This window comes from Streptomyces sp. NPDC020299 (genome assembly GCF_044387825.1).
Taxonomy (GTDB): Bacteria; Actinomycetota; Actinomycetes; order Streptomycetales; family Streptomycetaceae; genus Streptomyces.
In genome coordinates this window covers 407,210-424,756 of record NZ_JBIRWL010000003.1, presented here as the reverse complement: position 1 = coordinate 424,756, position 17,547 = coordinate 407,210, and the positions used below count along the sequence as shown (strand labels likewise).

The 17,547-nt window shown below is 71.9% G+C and carries 15 protein-coding genes; 10 read left to right on the top strand and 5 right to left on the bottom strand.

Annotation, left to right across the window (positions count from 1 at the left end; genetic code table 11):
* The first annotated feature begins 57 nt into the window (after window positions 1–57).
* The 6 genes from ACH45E_RS09830 to ACH45E_RS09805 all read left to right on the top strand — a co-directional run bounded on the left by ACH45E_RS09830 (window position 58) and on the right by ACH45E_RS09805 (window position 8,821).
* A complete protein-coding gene (locus ACH45E_RS09830; RefSeq protein ID WP_361442497.1) occupies window positions 58–2,322 on the top strand; it encodes a HAMP domain-containing protein in 2,265 nt (754 codons plus the stop codon).
* 15 nt (window positions 2,323–2,337) lie between these two features.
* Window positions 2,338–3,801 (top strand): poly-gamma-glutamate synthase PgsB, encoded by a 1,464-nt coding sequence (pgsB, locus tag ACH45E_RS09825; protein ID WP_361442494.1) that lies wholly within the window; start codon window positions 2,338–2,340, stop codon window positions 3,799–3,801.
* Window positions 3,798–4,280: a poly-gamma-glutamate biosynthesis protein PgsC/CapC gene (locus tag ACH45E_RS09820; protein WP_361442491.1), complete on the top strand. Its 483-nt coding sequence runs from the start codon at window positions 3,798–3,800 to the stop codon at window positions 4,278–4,280. Before pgsB ends, ACH45E_RS09820 begins: the two co-directional genes overlap by 4 nt.
* Window positions 4,281–4,339: 59 nt before the next feature.
* Window positions 4,340–5,422, top strand: a complete 1,083-nt coding sequence (locus ACH45E_RS09815; RefSeq protein ID WP_361442488.1) for an NlpC/P60 family protein — start codon at window positions 4,340–4,342, stop codon at window positions 5,420–5,422.
* A gap of 56 nt (window positions 5,423–5,478) precedes the next feature.
* Window positions 5,479–7,614, top strand: a complete 2,136-nt coding sequence (locus tag ACH45E_RS09810) for a glycosyltransferase family 39 protein (RefSeq protein WP_361442485.1) — start codon at window positions 5,479–5,481, stop codon at window positions 7,612–7,614.
* Window positions 7,615–7,843: 229 nt separating this feature from the next.
* Window positions 7,844–8,821, top strand: a complete 978-nt coding sequence (locus ACH45E_RS09805) for a hypothetical protein (RefSeq protein WP_361442482.1) — start codon at window positions 7,844–7,846, stop codon at window positions 8,819–8,821.
* On the opposite strand, the gene ACH45E_RS09800 is transcribed toward ACH45E_RS09805, so the two are convergent.
* Window positions 8,809–9,417, bottom strand: a complete 609-nt coding sequence (locus ACH45E_RS09800; RefSeq protein ID WP_399040352.1) for a hypothetical protein — start codon at window positions 9,415–9,417, stop codon at window positions 8,809–8,811. The genes ACH45E_RS09805 and ACH45E_RS09800 overlap by 13 nt on opposite strands.
* 62 nt (window positions 9,418–9,479) lie before the next feature.
* Window positions 9,480–10,835: a helix-turn-helix transcriptional regulator gene (locus ACH45E_RS09795; RefSeq protein WP_361442476.1), complete on the bottom strand. Its 1,356-nt coding sequence runs from the start codon at window positions 10,833–10,835 to the stop codon at window positions 9,480–9,482.
* Window positions 10,836–11,103: 268 nt separating this feature from the next.
* On the opposite strand from ACH45E_RS09795, the gene ACH45E_RS09790 reads away from it, so the two are divergent.
* Complete coding sequence (locus ACH45E_RS09790; RefSeq protein ID WP_361442474.1) at window positions 11,104–11,649, top strand: DUF4232 domain-containing protein; 546 nt, start codon at window positions 11,104–11,106, stop codon at window positions 11,647–11,649.
* Between the two features lie 72 nt (window positions 11,650–11,721).
* Here ACH45E_RS09790 and ACH45E_RS09785 read toward each other — a convergent pair whose 3' ends face one another.
* The gene (locus tag ACH45E_RS09785; RefSeq protein WP_361442471.1) at window positions 11,722–12,645 is read right to left on the bottom strand and encodes a serine/threonine-protein kinase; all 924 of its coding nucleotides are present in this window, start codon (window positions 12,643–12,645) and stop codon (window positions 11,722–11,724) included.
* Between the two features lie 55 nt (window positions 12,646–12,700).
* On the opposite strand from ACH45E_RS09785, the gene ACH45E_RS09780 reads away from it, so the two are divergent.
* From ACH45E_RS09780 to ACH45E_RS09770, 3 genes are all read left to right on the top strand, one after another.
* Entirely contained in the window at window positions 12,701–13,246 is a 546-nt protein-coding gene (locus tag ACH45E_RS09780) for an RNA polymerase sigma factor (protein ID WP_361442469.1), read from the top strand.
* A gap of 26 nt (window positions 13,247–13,272) precedes the next feature.
* Window positions 13,273–14,001, top strand: a complete 729-nt coding sequence (locus tag ACH45E_RS09775; RefSeq protein WP_361442466.1) for a hypothetical protein — start codon at window positions 13,273–13,275, stop codon at window positions 13,999–14,001.
* A 127-nt stretch (window positions 14,002–14,128) separates the two neighbouring features.
* A complete protein-coding gene (locus tag ACH45E_RS09770; RefSeq protein ID WP_361442463.1) occupies window positions 14,129–14,791 on the top strand; it encodes a hypothetical protein in 663 nt (220 codons plus the stop codon).
* Between the two features lie 88 nt (window positions 14,792–14,879).
* Here ACH45E_RS09770 and gdhA read toward each other — a convergent pair whose 3' ends face one another.
* The gene (gdhA, locus tag ACH45E_RS09765) at window positions 14,880–16,244 is read right to left on the bottom strand and encodes an NADP-specific glutamate dehydrogenase (RefSeq protein ID WP_361442460.1); all 1,365 of its coding nucleotides are present in this window, start codon (window positions 16,242–16,244) and stop codon (window positions 14,880–14,882) included.
* Window positions 16,245–16,362: 118 nt separating this feature from the next.
* Entirely contained in the window at window positions 16,363–17,535 is a 1,173-nt protein-coding gene (locus ACH45E_RS09760; RefSeq protein ID WP_361442457.1) for a M23 family metallopeptidase, read from the bottom strand.
* Window positions 17,536–17,547 lie beyond the last annotated feature (12 nt).

Here is a 17,547-nt window from a genome sequence, read left to right as displayed (position 1 = left end):
CGGGCGCCGCGTCGGCACCGCATCCGCCGCCGTGCCGATATGCCGATACTTGGCGGGGTGCGCCCGCCGATAGCCTCACTTGTCGTTCTCCTGCTGGTGGTCGCGGCCCTGACAGTGATCGGCCTCACCGGCATCCACACCGCGGGTGTCCCGCAGGCCGTGTCGAACGGGGAGCAGCAGATCGCCGCGGACACCGCGCTGTCGACGCGCACCGCGATCGACTCCGAGGCGAGCGCGGTACGGCGCAAGGCCCACGCGTACCCGGCGACGAGCACGTCGACCCCCACGACCGCGCTCAAAGCGCTGACCCCTGCCGGGAAGACGGTCCTCGGCCGTGCGCTGCTCGACGCGCGCACCGGCAAACTGCTGGCGACCGGCGGCAGGACGGTGCCGCTGGCCGGGCTGGACGTCGCGAAGACTGCGTCCGGGCACGGGGATGTCCCGCCCCGGCTGGTGACGTCGGGCGGCACGCGGCAACTGCTGTACTTCGCCCGGGTCACGCTGCCCGCCCAGCAGGACGACCCCGACCAGGACCAGTACCAGGCCCCGAGCCGGCCCGACCGGCAGTGGGTGCTGGTGGTCTCCGAACCGCTCCCCGCGCTCACGGCGTACGGCGACGGACGCACCGCCGAACTGCTGGACGCGAACGGCAAAACGCTCGCCACCGCGGCCCACGGCAAGGCGTCACGGGCCGCCGCCGACCGCGGTCTGCCCGCGGCGGCGGCCCGCGCGGCGGGCGACTCGGGGAGCGACACCGACGCCTCGGGAAGCCTGCCGGGCGCCGTCACCGGCAGCCGGCACACCGTGGCCGGCTGGGCCCAGGTCGCCTCGACGACCGGTCCGGGCGACACCGACGACCTCGGTCTGGTGGTGCTCACCTCCCGCGCGGTGACGGCCACGACCACCGCCGCCGACTACTCGGGCTTCGCGCTCGAGGCGGCCGGGGCGCTGGTCCTGGTCGCGCTGCTGCTCGCGCTGGTGCTGTACTTCCTCGTGCAGCAGCCCCTGCTGCGGCTGTATCTGTCCGCCGGCCGCCTGGCCCGGGGCACGACCGGGGACGATCCGGCCGCGGTGGCGGAGCTGTCCCGGCCGGTTCCGGTGCACGGCTTCGGGGAACTGGCCCGGATCGGGCAGGCCCTGGACGCACTGCGCGGACAGCTGCTCGGCGAGAGCGGCCCGCAGGAGTTCCCGGCCCGGCGCGGACCGGGCTACCGGGCGCTGGCCGTGGCCTGTGTGGTGGTCGTGGCCTGCTGGTCGGTGCCGATGGTCTTCCTGCTGAACCGGGCGGACAGCGCGACCGCGGTGCCGGCCGCGGTCCTCGCCGACCAGCAGGCGCGCACCGAGATCGCGACGCAGCGGATCCGGCAGTCCCTCGACCAGTCGTACACCGACCTGAGCGAGGCGGCCGCGTCTCTGGCGGGCCGGAGCCGGGACGCCCAGACCGAGGTTCTGCGGCAGTCCCTCGACGCACACAAGCAGTACCGCTCGCTGTATCTCCTGGACCGCTCGGGGGACATCACGCTGAGGGTGGGCGGCAGCCCGCTGCGGACCCTCGTCCACGTGCCCCACGGCGGCGGGATCACCACCGTCAACACCTCGGGCCGGATCCCGGCGATCGCCGCCTACGCCCAGGTCGGGGCCGTCAAGGGCAAGGCCCCGGCGGCCGGGGTGGTCCTGTTCGGCGAGATCGACGTGAAGGCTCTCAACTCGATTCTGCCCAGGCCGAAGCTGGGCAGCGTCTGGGTGGCGGACGGCCACGACAAGGTGCTGGCGGCGAGCGTGGGCTACCGCGCCTTCCAGTCGCTGCCCGACTCCGGCCTGACCCGTCTCGCCCGCGCCACCAAGGGCGCCCCGGGGACCGCGGGCACCGCGACCTCGGCGGTGCACGTCACGTCCTCCGGGCCGTCGGTCGACGCCGCCGCGCCGCTGGCGCAGAGCGGCCCGACCGCCCGTCTCGGCTGGCACGTGGTGACCGCGGAGCCCGCGGCGGCGCTCCAGATCCCCGCGGTGCAGGCCGAGCAGCGCACCATGCTCGCCGGCATCCTGGGCCTCGCCGTGGGCGCGGCCTGCCTGGGCTGGCTGCACGTCGTGGTGATCCGGCCGCTGCGCGCGGTCGCCGTGCTCGTCGAGCGGCTCGCCGGCGGAGACCGCCGCACCGTGCTGCATCCGGTCAACCACGACGAGATCGGCTCGGTCACCCGCGGCCTGGAGCTGGTGCGCCAGACCCTGGCGGAACGCGACCGGGCGGCCAGATCCGGCCCCGCCGCCGGGCCCGACGCCGGGTCCTCGCGGTCCCAGCGCGAGAACACCCTCCAGCGGTAGAAGGACGGAATCGGCATGCTCTTCCTCTATGTCATCGTCCTGCTGTGCTGCGCCGGACTGTGGATCGCCGGCGCCCTGGAGCAGCGGCGGCACTTCGACTCGCTGGAGCAGATACCCACGCGGGTGCTGGTCAACGGCATCCGCGGCAAGAGTTCGATCACCCGGCTGTGCGCGGGCGCGCTGCGCGGCGGCGGTCTGGTGACGGTGGCCAAGACCACCGGCACCGCGGCCCGGTTCATCCATCCGGACGCCACCGAGGAACCGATCTACCGCAAGTTCAACATCTCCAACATCGTCGAGCAGATCGGCATCGTGCGGCGGGCGGCGACGTACCGCCCGGACGCGCTGGTGATCGAGTGCATGGCGGTGATGCCGGCGCTGCAGGAGATCAACCAGGAGAAGCTGATCCGTTCCACGATCGGCGTGCTCTGCAACGTCCGCGAGGACCATCTGGAGGAGATGGGGCCGACGCTGGACGACGTCGCCCGCTCGCTGTCCCGCTCGATGCCGGTGGGCGGGGTGTGCGTGACGGCCGAGAAGGACCGGCTGCACATCCTCCAGGAGGAGGCCGACAAGCGGAACTGCCGGCTGATCGCGGTCGATCCGGAGACGGTGACCGACGCCGAACTGCGCGGCTTCAGCTGGTTCACCTTCAAGGAGAACGTGGCGATCGCGCTCGCCGTCGCCGAACTGCTCGGCATAGAGCGGGAGACCGCGATGCAGGGCATGTGGGACGCGCCGCCCGACCCGGGCGTGCTGTCCGTGGAGCGCTATGTCACCCCCGAGGGCAAGCGGCTGCGGTTCGCCAACGTCTTCGCGGCCAACGACCCCGAGTCGACGCTGATGAACGTCAAGCAGCTGGAGGATCTGGGCGCGATCAGGCGTCCGATCGGCGTGGTCATCAACTGCCGCCCCGACCGGGTGGAGCGCAACGGCCAGATGGGCGCGATCATCCCCGACCTCGCCGCCGAGACGGTGTTCCTGATCGGCCACCCGACCAAGAGCGCCCGCGACGCGATCCCGGACGGCTTCACCGGGCGGGTGGTGGACCTCGGCGGCGACCGCCGGGACCCCGAGGAGCTGACCGCGGCGATCCTCGCCGAACTCGGCCCGTCCTCCTCGCTGGTGGCGATCGGCAACATCCACGGTCAGGGCGAGCTGTTCCTGGAGTGCCTGGCCGAGCTGCCGCTGGACGAATCCGAGGACCCGCTCGACGTCGTCCCCGACGGCGACGGCCTGGACCAGGAGACCATGCAGTTCGCCATACCCCGGCCGCGGGTCTCGGTGGCCCGGCCGCCCGAGCCGGAGCCGTACAGCTGGGTGGCACCGCTGGATTCACCGACGCAGGCCATCCGCATCCCGGATCAGCGCGACCTCGCCCGCCGGGCCGCCGCCCGCCAGGGCCGGTCCGAAGACCGGAACACCGCGGACGACCAGCACCACTCCTACGACCCGTCCCAGTCCACGAGGAACCCGTGATCCCCGCCAATCTCAACGCACAGACCGCCGCGCTCGGGATCGCCCTCGGGCTGGTCTTCTCGCTCGTCTGCTATCTGACGACCAACCTCTCCCCCGGGGGGATGATCACCCCGGGCTGGATCGCCCTCACGCTCGTCACCGACGTGCGGATGGCCGGGCTGATGGTCGCCGTGGCGACGGGCACGTACTTCCTGACGAAGCTGGTGCAGCGCACGGTGATTCTCTACGGCAAGCGGCTGTTCGCCTCCGTCGTGCTGTGCGCGGTGCTGATGCAGACCACCGTGATGCTCGCGCTCAGCCACGAGTTTCCGCTGCTGTACACGTCACAGACCCTTGGCTTCATCGTCCCCGGCCTGGTCTCCTACCAGATGGCCCGCCAGCCGCTGGCGGCCACGGTCATCTCGACCACGGCGGTGACCCTGGCCACGTACGTGGTGCTGATCTCCGGTCTGCTGATCGGCGTCCTGCCCACCGGCTGACCTGACCACGGCTCACCTGCCCACCCCCCGTTCACCCCACAGTTCCAGGAGGACCGGCCATGCACTCCGAACCCGTCGGCAGGCGCAGCCGCCCGACTCGCCGCGCCGTGTTCCGGACGATCGCGGGCGTGGCGGCCGCCGGGGCGGCGGGCGGGTACGCCTGGGACCGCCTCGGCCACGGCAGCGACGACGGAGGCGACGGCGGCGGTACGGCCGCCGGTGACCCGAGCGCCCGGGCCACCGGGCCCCACACCTTCGAGCGGCTGTCCGACCCCGGCCGCACCGTGGTCCGCGACGCCGACGGCGGCACGCTCGCCACGTTCACCGACGGCGCCCGTACGGCCGTACTCACCGGCCCCACGCGCAGCTTCAGCGAGCCGCGGACCACCGAGGCCAAGGTGACCACGGACGCCTGGGTGCGGGTGCTGCCGCACGCGTGGCAGCGGGGCATGGAGAAGACCGCCTGGTTCAAGGGCTGGTTCAAGAAGGCCCTCGTCGACAAGAGCCCGGACGTCTTCGCGGTGGCGTTCCAGTACAGCAGCGCCGGGGCGCCCGCCAAGCGCGACGCCAAGGGCGTGCGCTACGCGGGCACCGCGCACTTCGGGCCGCGCAACGCCGGGGTCAAGAACCCGCTGGACTTCGCCTACTACGACGAGCAGTCCGACTTCTACGACTACCTCGGCGTCGACTGGACCTTCCCGGACGGCACCCGCGTGCAGCCGGAGCAGGCCCGCTACGGCGATGTCGACTGCTCCGGCTTCCAGCGGCTGGTGTGGGGCTACCGCATGGGCATCCCCCTGCACAACACCAACACCAAGGGCCCTGGTCTGCCGCGCCGCGCCTACGCCATCGCCGCCGACGGTCCCGGCCGCCTGGTCATCGACCACACCGGCACGAAGCAGGCCACCGACCTGGATGTCCTGCAACCCGGCGACCTGGTCTTCTTCGCCATCATCAAGGACCGGCCGGACTTCATCGACCACGTCGGCATGTACATGGGCCTCGACGACCAGGGCCGGCACCGCTTCTACTCCAGCCGCTCCGCCGCCAACGGCCCCACCCTGGGCGACCTGTCGGGCCACGCGCTGCTGGACGGAACCGACTTCTACGCCCGCGGCTTCCGGGCGGCCCGCCGCCTGTGACTCCGTCGCGTGTGCACCGCCGCCTCACCTGACCTGCTGATCCGAGGACCACTGCCATGACCGCCGCCATCCCCTCCGCCCAGCCCACCGGAGCGCAGCAAGACCGTGGGGCGGCGAACCATCCCTCCGGCCGCCCTGATGACGCCCCGCGCTGGGAGCGCCCGGCGCTCGCCGCGGTGCTGGCCCTCGCCACGGTGCTGTACTCCTGGGGCATCGGGCACGCCGCGCTCCACCCCTTCTACGGTGCGGCGATACGGTCGATGGCCGGCAGCTGGCGGGCGTTCTTCTTCGGCGGGCTCGACGCGGCCGGCTCGATCAGCATCGACAAGCTGCCCGGCGCCTTCTGGCCCGACGCCGTCTCCGTCTGGCTCTTCGGCCCGCACACCTGGGCGGCAGCGCTTCCGCAGGTCGTCGAGGGCGTGCTCACCGTATGGCTGCTGCACCGGATCGTACGGGCCTGGGCCGGTCCCTTCGCCGCACTGGTCGCCGCGCTGGTGCTCACCCTCACCCCGGTCACCGTGGCGCTCAACCGTGCCACCATCCCGGACACCGCGCTCACTCTGCTCCTGGTGGCGGCGGCCGGAGCGCTGCAGAAGGCGGTGCGCACCGAGCGGCTGCTGCCGCTGATCACCTGCGGGATCTGGGTCGGGCTCGCCTTCCAGGCGAAGATGCTGCAGGCGTGGCTGGTGCTGCCGGTCTTCGCCGTCGTGTACCAACTCGTCGCGCCCGGCAGGCCGTTGCACCGGGCCGTGCGGGTCCTGGTGGGCGGTGCGGTCGCGCTGGCGGTCTCCTGCTCCTGGATGCTGATCGCCTCGGCGACACCGGCCGCCAGCCGCCCGTACCTCGACGGAACGTCCGGCAACGATCCGTTCGCCCTCGTCTTTGGCTACAACGGCCTGAGCCGCTTCAGCAGCGATCCCACCGCGTTCGGCGCCGTCGCGGGCACCGCGGCGAGCCGCACCACCGGCAACACCGGCTGGGACATGCTGATCAACGAAACGGTCGGCCCGCAGGTCGCCTGGTTCCTGCCGCTCGCCGTGTTCGCCGCGGTCCTGGGCGTCGTACGGCGCACCGGGCGGCCGCGAACCGACCTGCCGCGCGCGGGATTCCTGCTGTGGGGCGGCTGGCTGGCCGTGCACGCCGTGGTGTTCAGCGTCTCCAACGGCAACCACGCCTACTACACGGCCGTCATCGCCCCGGCGCTCGCCGCGCTGGCCGGCGCCGGCCTGGCGCTCTTCCGCTCGGAGTACGAGGCGAAGTACGCGCCGGAGCGGGAGGCGGAGCACAAGCCGGAGCCGGCGACGGAGCACGAGCGGGAGCGGGAGGCGGAGCACGAGACGGAGCTGGAGACGACGTTCGCGCTGAGGCTGCCGACGACGTACACGCCCGAGCTGGAGACGACGTACGCGCTGAGGCTGCCGACGACGTACACGCCGGAGCTGGAGGCAGAGGCAGAGCACGGGACGGAGCCGGCGACGGAGCAGGAGGCGACCGGCCGGCGGCACCTCGCGCTGCCGGCGGCGATCGCGCTGACGGCGGCGTGGGCGCTGCTGCTCGACTGGCCGACCCGGTTCGTCTCCTGGCTGCTGCCGGTCGCCGTGATGCTCGCGCTGTGTGGCGTGGTGGGCCTGGTCAGCCGCGGGCCGCGCACCTCCCCGCGGCTGACCCACGCCGCCCTCGCCGCCGGGATCGCGGCCACCCTGGTCGTACCGGCCGGCTGGGCCGCCTCCAGCCTCGACCCGCTCTACGCGGGCGCCACCACCTCACCGATGGCCGGACCGGTCGGCAAGTCGTACACCGAGCACCCCCGTCACGCTCCGCGCAGGCGAGAGCTCGACCAGCCCAGCGCCCGCGACGCCGCCCTGCTCGACTACCTCACCAAGCACCGCCACGGCGAGAAGTACCTGCTCGCCACCCAGGCCGCCTACACCGCCGAGCCCCTGCTGCGCGCGAAGTCCGAGCCCATCCTCGTCATGGGCGGCTTCACCGGCAGCACCCCCTTCCCGACCGCCAAGCAGCTCGGCAGCCTCGTCACCACCCACCAGCTGCGCTATGCGCTGCTCACCTCCCAGCGCCCCACCACTCCCGCCACCACCTGGGTGAAGTCCCACTGCGCCCGCATCCTGCCCAAGGCCTACGGCCTCCGGACCAACGGCAGCTTCGCCCTCTACGACTGCACCCCCCAGAGGTAAGGCGCTGCCCGCATCGTGCGACGACGTCCATTCTTGTTGTTTTCTTACCTCATTTGACCCGTTATTGCGCAGCTGTGACGGTGAGCGCACAGCCCCGTCACGCTTCGTTGGAAGACTTCCCTCATCGCGAAGGGCGGCAAGCCGAGCGGACCGGTCCAGGTCCTGGGGACGGCGGGCGGTTCCCGCGAGACCCTCGTCCCGGCGTCATTCACATCCTGGGGGAACCTCGATGTCCGCTCGTAACCGTCGAAGCACCGCAGCCGTCATCACCGCGGGTGCCGCCGCACTGCTCGCCCTGTGCGGCACCGCCGCCACCGCGAAGGCCGCTCCGTCCGCCGCCGGCGACGCCAAGGGCAGCCCCGCGATGGTCGCCGCGGCCGCGTCCGGCCACACGCTCACCGTGCCCAGGGGACTCACCCTCAGCGACGGCACCCGCCACGTCCTGGTCAACGGCAGGTCCATCGACTTCGGCACCGTCGTCCGCGACCTGGCCTGGAACCCCGGCGGCAGCAAGGCCGCCTTCATCGACGGGCACGGCAACCTCGTCGTCTCCGACCCCGACGGCAGCCACCGCGTCACCGTCGCCGCCAACCCGGGCGGGCAGACCTGGTCCCACCCCACCTGGCAGGTGACCGCCGCCGACCGGGCGAACCACATCCCCGCCAAGAACAACCTCATCTTCTCGGCCAAGATCCACGGCCACACCGTCCTGGAGGGCATCAAGGCCACCAGCAACCACGGCAGGCCGGCCAGGATCAGCCTGAACGGCGACCCGGGCGACGGCGCCGTCCCCCAGACCGACAACACCTGGCCGAACGTCGGCGGCAGCTACGGGACGGCCGTCTACGAGAACACCCGCACCGGCGAGGTCTACATCCGCGACGACTACCTGCGCCAGCAGGGCGGCGCGCTGACCAAGGGCTCCGAGCCCGCCCTCTCCCCCGACAACGACGAGGTCGTCTTCGTCCGCTCCGTCCACGGGCACGACCACCTCTTCGTCGAGGACTTCGGCGGCTCCCACAACGTCATCAAGGACGTCACCCCCCACGCCACCACCGACTACACCGAGCCCACCTGGTCGCCGGGCGGCAAGACCATCGCCTTCCGCACCCCCACCGGTACGTACACCATCACGAAGACCGCCCACGGCTTCGGCACGCCCGTCAAGGTCTCCCCGCACACCGGCCTGCCCGCCTACCGCGGCTGACCGCCGCCCAACCTGCCCTCCGTGCGGGCGAGTTCGGCCCGCAGCTCCGGCAGGTGCTGGTCGGCCGTGTCATGCGGCAGGTACTCGACCACATCGAGGAAACGGAACAGGACCTGGGCCTTGGTGACGGCGAACTCGTAGTCGCCGTACCCCACCACGGCACCCATCTCCCCACGAACGGCGCCCCGGACGACATGCGCGGTCATGTCGTCCGGGCTTTGTGCCGTCAGCCCCCGCCGCGCGTTGGGGCGCGCCAGATACGGGCAGACCATCGAGGCGTAGAGCATGCACGCGCGGTGTCCCGGAGCCTCCAGGGTCGCCGCCATGTTGCGGTACGGCCGCCCGGCGGCGAGCGCCTCCCGGATCGCGGCACTCTCCGCGGCACCGACCACCCGCCACACCGGTCCTCTGGGCATCAGGGTGTCACAGACCGAACACAGCCGCTGCCGCGCGCACTCGGCGCTGCGTCCGTAGTCGGTGAGCGCGAACTGGGGCTGGTCGCCCTCCCACGGGGTGATCGCGGGCACGGGATAGCCACGGCTGTCACGAGGTCTCGCCTCGACGGTCGCCGGCATGGGCACGGAGTCGAATCGCACACCCCATGGTGAACCAGCCGGCCCCGCCACCGCGAGGGTCGTCAGGTGCGAAGCTCTGGAAGTCAGTTCTCCGCCACTCTGTACCAGTCGGGGCCGCCCACCGGGTACTCGTAGACGGGGCGGCCCCGGCTGCCGCTGGTGCGGAACGGCTTTCCGTGGTCGTCGATGCGTGTGGTGCCCTGACGGCCGCCGCTGGACCACTGCAGGTCCACGTACCAGTGCACATCGTGGGTGTCGGCATGGGCGGTGATGTACAGGACCTCGGGATCGGACTGGCTGACCTTGTAGGGGACGCCGCGCTGGCCTGCCTTCGGCACGATGACGGGGTGAGCGGCGTCGAGGTCCGTGTCGAACGACCTCGTCTCGACGCCTCCGCCGCAGCCCGACGACCCCAGGTAGGCGTTCCAGGCCGGGGGCATGCCCGAGTCGACCACACGGACGTGCAGGGACTCGATGACGACGGTCTCGTCCCCGGTGCCCTGGACGGTCAGCGCCACCCGCTGCCCGTCGGCGGCGATGGCGCCGTGCGCCTTCACCCAGCCCGGCACGTCCTGCCCCATCACCGGCGGCGAGACCTTGCCGGGAGGCCGGTCGATCAGGTACTTCCCCTCGCACTGCGGGTCGTCCCAGGCATAGGTGCGGGTGCTCACCGTGAGCGGGACCGCGTCGCCGTGCTGGGCGCCGCCCGCAGCGGTGCTGTGCGTCGACGGCTCGGCCTCGCGCGTTCCGGTGGCCGGGGCCGATGCCGGGGAGCGGACCTCGCGCGCGGAGGCGGACTGGGACGCCGACGAGTGCGGCGTGGAGGCGTCGGGGACCGTCTGCAGGGGGACGGTCACGTCGCCGGCCGGCCGGCCGGTCTCCACCGGGTCCGTCGCCCCGCCCGTCAGGTGGACCGTGAGCGCGGTGGACACGGCGACGACGACGGCGGTGCTCGCCGCGATGAGGGCCCACCGTGTGCGGAGGGCGAGGGCATTCGCCTTGGGGGACGACGGTTCGGCGGCGGGGGCGGGAGGGTTCCCGGGCTCGCTCGTGGATGCGGGCTCGGGTGCGGGCGCGGGCTCGGGTGCGGGTGCGGGCGGGGGCGGGGTGTCCGGCACGGCCTCCGGCTGGGGCTGGTCGGTGCGTGCCTGCGCGGAGGCCGGTTCCGCCGCGGCCCGCCGGGCGCGTTCCCGCGCGGCGTCCGCCAGGACCCAGCGCCGGTACAGCTCGGCCAGCTCCTCGGGGGTCGCCTTGCACACCCGGCCGAAGCGGGAGACGGCCGCGTTGTCGGCCGGCACTCCTTCCCCCTTGCAGTACCGGTGCAGCGTCGAGGTGCTCATGTGCGCCCGTTTCGCCAGAGCCTCGTAACTCAGCCCGGACCGCTGCTTCAACTCCCGCAGCAGCGCCGCGAAATCAGCGATCTCCTCAGCCGCACCCACCAGTTCCCCATTCCGTCCGGCATCCCACGAGGGTTACGTTTCACCAGTTCAGAGCCTGTTTTCGCATCCCGGCGTCCCAAAACTCCCGATGGAGTGGCGGATGGGACGCCGCATGGCACAGTCTTGGGCCATCCAAGCACGGCGCCTCACCGGACACGGTGCTCGGCCCGGCTCAACTCCGCTTTCCTGGCCCGCGGTTGCGGCGCGCCCGCCGGCGCCCCACGCGGCACCGCCAGGACTTCCCTTGTTCAGAGAAAGCAGCCCGTTCATGCGCATCGCCACTCGTTCCGTCTCCCGCACGGCCGCCTCCTCCATGGTCGTCGCCGCCGCCCTCGCGTTCGTCGGCGTCCAGGCCGCCGGAGCCGCCTCCGCCGCCACGACCGCGGCCTCCTCGACCGTCACCTGCACCGCGGCGAACACCAAGGTGAGCGTCAGCGAGGTGTCCCGCCCCATCAACCACCTGCTGCTCAAGGCCACCAACACCGGCACCAAGACCTGCTACGCCTACAGCGCCCCCTTCCTGAGGGCCGGCGCCGACGCCCAGGCCCCGCTGGCGTGGGCCGACGAGACCACGCCGCAGGCCGTGGTGACGCTCAAGCCCGGCCAGTCCGCCTACGCGGGCGTCCTGGAGTCCTCCGTCGACGGCGAAGGGGGCGGCACCGAGACGACCCTGGGTGTGATCTTCGCCGACAAGAAGGGCGGCGCGACCGCCAAGGAGACGACCCTGAACCTCCCGAACGGTGGCGTCTTCTTCAACAGCGCCGCCACCGTCACTTACTGGCAGGACAACGCGGCGGACGCCCTCGCCTGGTAGTCGCCCCGACGTCCCACGACCCGGCCACCGGAGGGGGTGGCCGGGTCGTGGGACGCGGTCGTGCGTCCAGTCTCAACGGGCCAGCCACGTGAGCAGTGTTGTCACCAGGAACACGACGACCGCCGCGAGCCAGACCACGAGGCGTGTCGGCCCCGAGGGCCTGGCCGGCGTCCGTCCATCCCCCGTTCCCTCCACCTCCCGTGACAGCAGCGCGTCCGCGAACGCCTGCGCGGTTCGGGGCCGGTCCTCGGGTGCTACGGACAGGGCGGCACGGAGAAGTGTGTCGATGCCGTCCGGAAGTCCCAGCTCTCTGGGCAGCGTCGGCGACGATGACGTCGATGCCGCCCGCTCCGCCGCAGGGGTGGCGCGACCGGCCGAACCGAACGGCTTGCGCCCGGTGAGGAGTTCGAACGTGACGACACCGAGGGCGTACACATCGGCTCGGCCGTCGAACCCGCCGGTCTGGAAGGCCTGTTCGGGTGCCATGTACGCGGGGGTGCCCGTGGTCACGGTCAGCCCCGACGCGTCGGCCAGTTGCTTCGCGCTGCCGAGGTCGGCGACGAGTACGGCGGTGGGCGTGCGGCCTGCGTCGAGCAGGAGGTTCGACGGCTTGATGTCGCGGTGGATGACGCCGGTGTCATGGAGCACCTGTACGGCGTATCCGGCCTCGGCCGCCAACTGGAGTGCCTCAGCGGGCCCGCAGTGCCCGATCCTCTCGGCGAGCGTGCCGCCGCGGACGTAGTCCATGACGAAGTAGGGGCGGTCGTCCTGGACACCGACGTCGTGGACTCGTACGACACGTGGGCTGGAGATCCTGCGGAGCAGCCTCGCCTCCGCCAGGAAGCGTTGCCGTACGTCGGCGTTCGACGCCCAGTTGTCGGCCAGTACCTTGACCGCGACGTCCGTGTCGAGCTCGGGATCGTATGCTTTCCAGACGGTGGCGAACGAGCCGGCTCCCAGTCTCTCCTCGAGGAGATAACGACCTAGCTTCTGCATGGGGAAGCATTGTGCCGGGTCGGGTCCGGGCCGGACCGTGAACGGGGGACAGCAGGTGACCGAAGAGGATGAGCTGGCGCGGCTCGTGGCGTCCGCCCAGGCAGGTGATCGGGCGTCCTTGGAACGCCTCCTCGTCAGGCTTCGGCCCACGGTCATGCGCCGCTGCTCCAGGTTCCTTCCGCACCACGCCGACGCCGAAGAGGCCGCGCAGGACGCTCTGCTGTCCATCAGTACACATCTGCGCGAGTACAGCGGGCGAGGCTCGTTCCTCGGGTGGGTGACGGTGATCGCCTCGAACGCGGCCAGGTCCACGTACCGCTCGATGCGCAGGCGCGCGGAGGACAGCCATGCGGTCGTTCCCGGGGGTGCCGACCCCCGGACGACAAGCGTCATCGCGGGGACCCGCCTGGACCTGATGGAGGCGCTGGCCGCGCTCGAGGAGCGGCATCCGGCGCTGCTGGAGTCCTTCGTGCTCCGCGATCTCGGAGACCTGACCTACCTTCAGGTCGCCGAGCTCACCGACGCTCCCCTGGGCACGGTCAAGGACCGTATCCATCAGGCTCGCCGCTTCATGCGGGACCGTCTCGGCGGTGGCTTCTGAGGCGTACCGACGTCGCCATCCTGGCGGTGGCCATCGGGCTGGGCCTGCTGACCGGCCGGTTCGTCCTCCCCGCCCGCTCCGCCACGGCCACCCCGACCGGGCCGCCGGGCGCTGTGGCGTCCTCCCCGGGCAACGGCTCTCCGAAGCCGGAACCGAAGCCGAAGCCCGCCGACGGGCCCATGACGGCACGGCGCTTGCTGGCGGCGGCCGAGTTCAGGAAGGCCGGGATCTCCCGGCGCATCTATGTGCACGACCGTGTCGGCGACGGCAGGTACGCCAACGCGGCCTGCGCCGGGGAGAAGACCCTCGGCGAGACCTTGGGAGGGCCGGACGCGCACTTCCGCGGACTGGTGACGGCCAAGGACACGGACGCCGACGACCCCACCCTGGCCGTGGACATCGACGACCAGGTCGCGCGCGAGGTCGCAGCCGACGCCGGAAGCCCGGCACTGGCGCAGAACTTCGCCCAGCGGCTGCTGCTGGAGGAGGTACCGTGCCAGACGGAACCCGCCGGCCACTGGGTCTACGGGCCGACGCGCACGATCGATGTCGCCGCCCCGGGTATCACCGCGAGCTGGCTGGGTTCCTACGACGGTGACCTGAACACCACCGGGACCGCACCACGGGGCAAGGAGCCGTGCGGCGGCATCGCCATACTCCGGAACGGCTCGCACTACGGGGTCCTGGAGGTCGACGCCTGCCTGGACACGGCCGCGATGACGCGGATCGTTCGTGCGGCCGTGACACGGCTCTGAGCCCCGCCCCCCGGGGTGAGGTGGATCACACCCATCGCGGCAGATCGCCATCCAACATCTCCCGCACGCCCGGCATCTCCCTGGTGTACGACGACGCGAACGGCGTCGCGACCAGACAGGAGATGAGATGTTCGACAAGCACGCAGGCGGCAAGAAGTTCCCGCGCCGCGGTCGTACCGCCAAAGTGGCCGCCGGAGTGGCCGCCGCCGTCGGTGCCGCCCTGATCGCGGTCGGTTTCGGCACGCTTCCCGCCACCGCCGCTCCGGCCGAGCCCGGCCTCGGCTCGGGCAACCTGATGCAGAGTGAGGACTTCTTCCAGCAGGGCCTGGCCCCGGTCGGCGCGACGGTCGGCCTGGCCGGGAAGCAGGCGCTCTCGGCGTGCTCCGGCGAGGAGACGATGCGAACGCTGACCAAGGGGAAGGCCGGCGCCTATGCCGACGTGCGGTGGACCTTCGACACCAGCGACACCTCGCTGACCGAATCCGTCGCGGACGGCTCCACCGACACGTCGGCGGCCTCGTACCAGAAGCAGCTCGACAAGCTGGTGCGCGGCTGCCAGGACGAGCCGCACGGCCACTGGTACTACGGCAAGGGGCACGCGATCACCGTCAAGGCCGGCGCGGGGAGTTGGTACCCGGCCTTCAGCGGCGACGGCAAGGTCGCCGGCGGTGTCGCGGTGATCCGGAGCGGCCACAGGTTCGGCATCGTGGAACTCTCCGGACAGCCCAGCGACGACCCGGGCTACATGGAAGGCATCGCGGCCGCCGCAATCAACCGGCTGGCCGACTGACGCGGCCGGCCGCCCGGTGCCTACGCCGGCACCGGGCGGCAGCCGCACGTCATCGAGACGGCCACCGGCCCTGCTCGCCACCCGTGACTCAGATGACCCCCAGGTCGAGCATGGTGTCCGCCACCTTGACGAATCCCGCGATGTTCGCGCCGACCACGTAGTTGCCCGGGAACCCGTACTCCTCCGCGGTGGTGCGGCAGGTGGTGTGGATGCCGGCCATGATGGCCGCGAGGCGCCGGTCGGTGTCCTCGAAGGTCCAGGCGTCGCGGGTGGCGTTCTGCCGCATCTCCAGTGCCGAGGTGGCCACACCTCCGGCGTTGACGGCCTTTCCGGGGCCGAAGGCGACGCCCGCCTCTTGCAGGAGTCGTACGGCTTGCGGGGTGGTGGGCATGTTGGCGCCCTCGGCCACCGCCGTCACTCCCCCGGCCAGCAGGGTCCGCGCCGCGTTCTCGTCGAGTTCGTTCTGGGTGGCGCAGGGCAGGGCGACCGAGCACGGCACGTCCCAGACGGAGCCGCCCTCGACATAGCGGGCCCGGGTCACGGTCTGGGTGTACTCCTTGATGCGGGCGCGGCGGACTTCCTTGATGTCCTTGACCAGTTCGATGTCGATGCCCGCCTCGTCGACCACGTAGCCGCCGGAGTCCGACAGGGCGACGACCTTCGCGCCGAGTTCGTGCGCCTTCTGGGCGGCGTAGACGGCGACGTTGCCGGAGCCGGATACCACGACCCGTCTGCCGTCGAGGTCCTGGCCGCGTTCGGCGAGCATCTCGGAGACGAAGTAGACGGTGCCGTATCCGGTGGCCTCGGTGCGGACGTGGGAGCCGCCCCAGTTCAGGCCCTTGCCGGTGAGCACACCGGACTCGTAGCGGTTGGTGATGCGCTTGTACTGGCCGAAGAGGTAGCCGATCTCGCGGGTGCCGACGCCGATGTCGCCGGCGGGCACGTCGGTGTGCTCGCCGAGGTGGCGGTGGAGTTCGGTCATGAACGACTGGCAGAACCGCATGATCTCGCCGTCCGAGCGGCCCTTGGGATCGAAGTCGGAACCGCCCTTGCCGCCGCCGATGGGCAGACCGGTCAGCGCGTTCTTGAAGATCTGCTCGAAGCCGAGGAACTTCACGATGCCGAGGTTCACGGAGGGGTGGAAGCGCAGGCCGCCCTTGTACGGCCCGAGCGCGGAGTTGAACTCCACGCGGAAGCCCCGGTTGACCTGCACCCGCCCGGCGTCGTCCACCCACGGCACCCGGAAGACCAACTGCCGCTCCGGCTCGCACAGGCGCTCGAGGATCCGTTCGCGCGAGTATTCGGGGTGGCGGGCGAGCGCGGGCTCCAGGGTCTCCAGCACCTCACGCGCCGCCTGGTGGAACTCGAACTGCGCGGGATCCCGGGCCAGGACGGCCGCGTAGACGGCGGCGGTCAGGCGCAGCTCCGCGGGCGGCGTGCACTGGACGGTCATGGTCGTACCTCCTTGTACGGCGTTGCAGGAGGATGTACGGCAGATCGCGTGGCGGCGCTCAGCGGGACGCCGGTCCGCTCCCGCTCCGGCCTGCCCCGGCCTGCACCGGCCTGCACCGTCAGGCGTGGATCCTGCGCCCGCGGTGGAGCCGGCCCGGGACGCCGGTGAACTCCAGGTCCAGGCCGACGCCTTCGCGTTCGGCGTGGATGTGCAGGTGCGGCTCGGTGGTGTTGCCGGTGTTGCCGACCTCGCCGAGGAGCTGGCCGCGGTGGACGGTGTCGCCCTTGGTGACCGTCACCGAACCGGGGCGCAGGTGGGCCAGTTTGACGATTTCCCGGCCGGTGTCGAGGAACACGTGGTTGCCGTACAGCGGTTGGTAGCGGATCTCGCCCGGCTTCTGGTCCTGGACCGTGTTCGCGGCGGAGATCACCCGGCCGTCGCAGGGAGAGCGGACGGGACGTCCGTAGGCGGCGTACGCGGTCAGCTCGTGGCCGGGTCCGGTACGGGTGCCGTACGGGCCCAGCGCGACCAGGTCGAGCGCGCCGCGCTGTTCCCGGACACTGACGTGGTGGTTGAGCGCGCGACCGCCGCCCTGTACGACGTACCAGGTGCCCTCCAGCGGGAACAGCAGCGGCTGGGACAGCGGCGCCTTCCAGCGGTGCAGCCGTACCGCGGCGACCAGCCACACGGCTCCGGCCAGGACCGCGACGCCGGCGGCGAGGCCGAGGGTGATGTGTCCCGTCGGCAGACCGGGCAGCCGCCACGCGGAGGCGACGGCCGCGACACCGCCCGCCTCGACCGTGCGGCGCAGCAGGCGGGGCTGCATCGCCGGCGCGCCCCAGCCCTCGACGAGTACGTAGAAGGCGGCGAGGGTCGCCATGTCACCGAGCCAGGCGGTGCGGTCGGCTGCCGTCCACACGGTCAGGACGTTCCAGAGCGTGACCAGGATCAGGTACACCACCCAGGTCAGGGGCACCGGTCGGCGCGGGCGGCGCCGGGACGGCGTGTAGGGCGCGCCTTCGAGGAGCAGGGCCGTGATCTCGCCGTCGGGGGCCACCTGGGCCCAGGCCCGTACCCGGCCCTTGCTGCCGGACACGATCAGCCCGTCGGGACTGTCCGTCACGGTGATGTGCTCCCCGACGCGGGCGGTCGTGGCGCGGACGATCCGCTCCAGGGTGTCCGGACCGACCGCTTCCGCGACGCGTGGTGCGAGGCGGGGCCAGTCGTCCGGGTCCGCGGTGAGGAACCGCGACAGGGCTTGCGCTTCCGGCAGTTGGACGGCCTCGGGCACGATCACCGGCTC

Coding starts and splice junctions, on each gene's coding strand:
- pgsB (WP_361442494.1), top strand. CDS start 2,338: ATGCTCTTCCTCTATGTCATCGTCCTGCTGTGCTGCGCCGGACTGTGG.
- ACH45E_RS09815 (WP_361442488.1), top strand. CDS start 4,340: ATGCACTCCGAACCCGTCGGCAGGCGCAGCCGCCCGACTCGCCGCGCC.
- ACH45E_RS09810 (WP_361442485.1), top strand. CDS start 5,479: ATGACCGCCGCCATCCCCTCCGCCCAGCCCACCGGAGCGCAGCAAGAC.
- ACH45E_RS09805 (WP_361442482.1), top strand. CDS start 7,844: ATGTCCGCTCGTAACCGTCGAAGCACCGCAGCCGTCATCACCGCGGGT.
- ACH45E_RS09790 (WP_361442474.1), top strand. CDS start 11,104: ATGCGCATCGCCACTCGTTCCGTCTCCCGCACGGCCGCCTCCTCCATG.
- ACH45E_RS09785 (WP_361442471.1), bottom strand. CDS start 12,645: ATGCAGAAGCTAGGTCGTTATCTCCTCGAGGAGAGACTGGGAGCCGGC.
- ACH45E_RS09770 (WP_361442463.1), top strand. CDS start 14,129: ATGTTCGACAAGCACGCAGGCGGCAAGAAGTTCCCGCGCCGCGGTCGT.
- gdhA (WP_361442460.1), bottom strand. CDS start 16,244: ATGACCGTCCAGTGCACGCCGCCCGCGGAGCTGCGCCTGACCGCCGCC.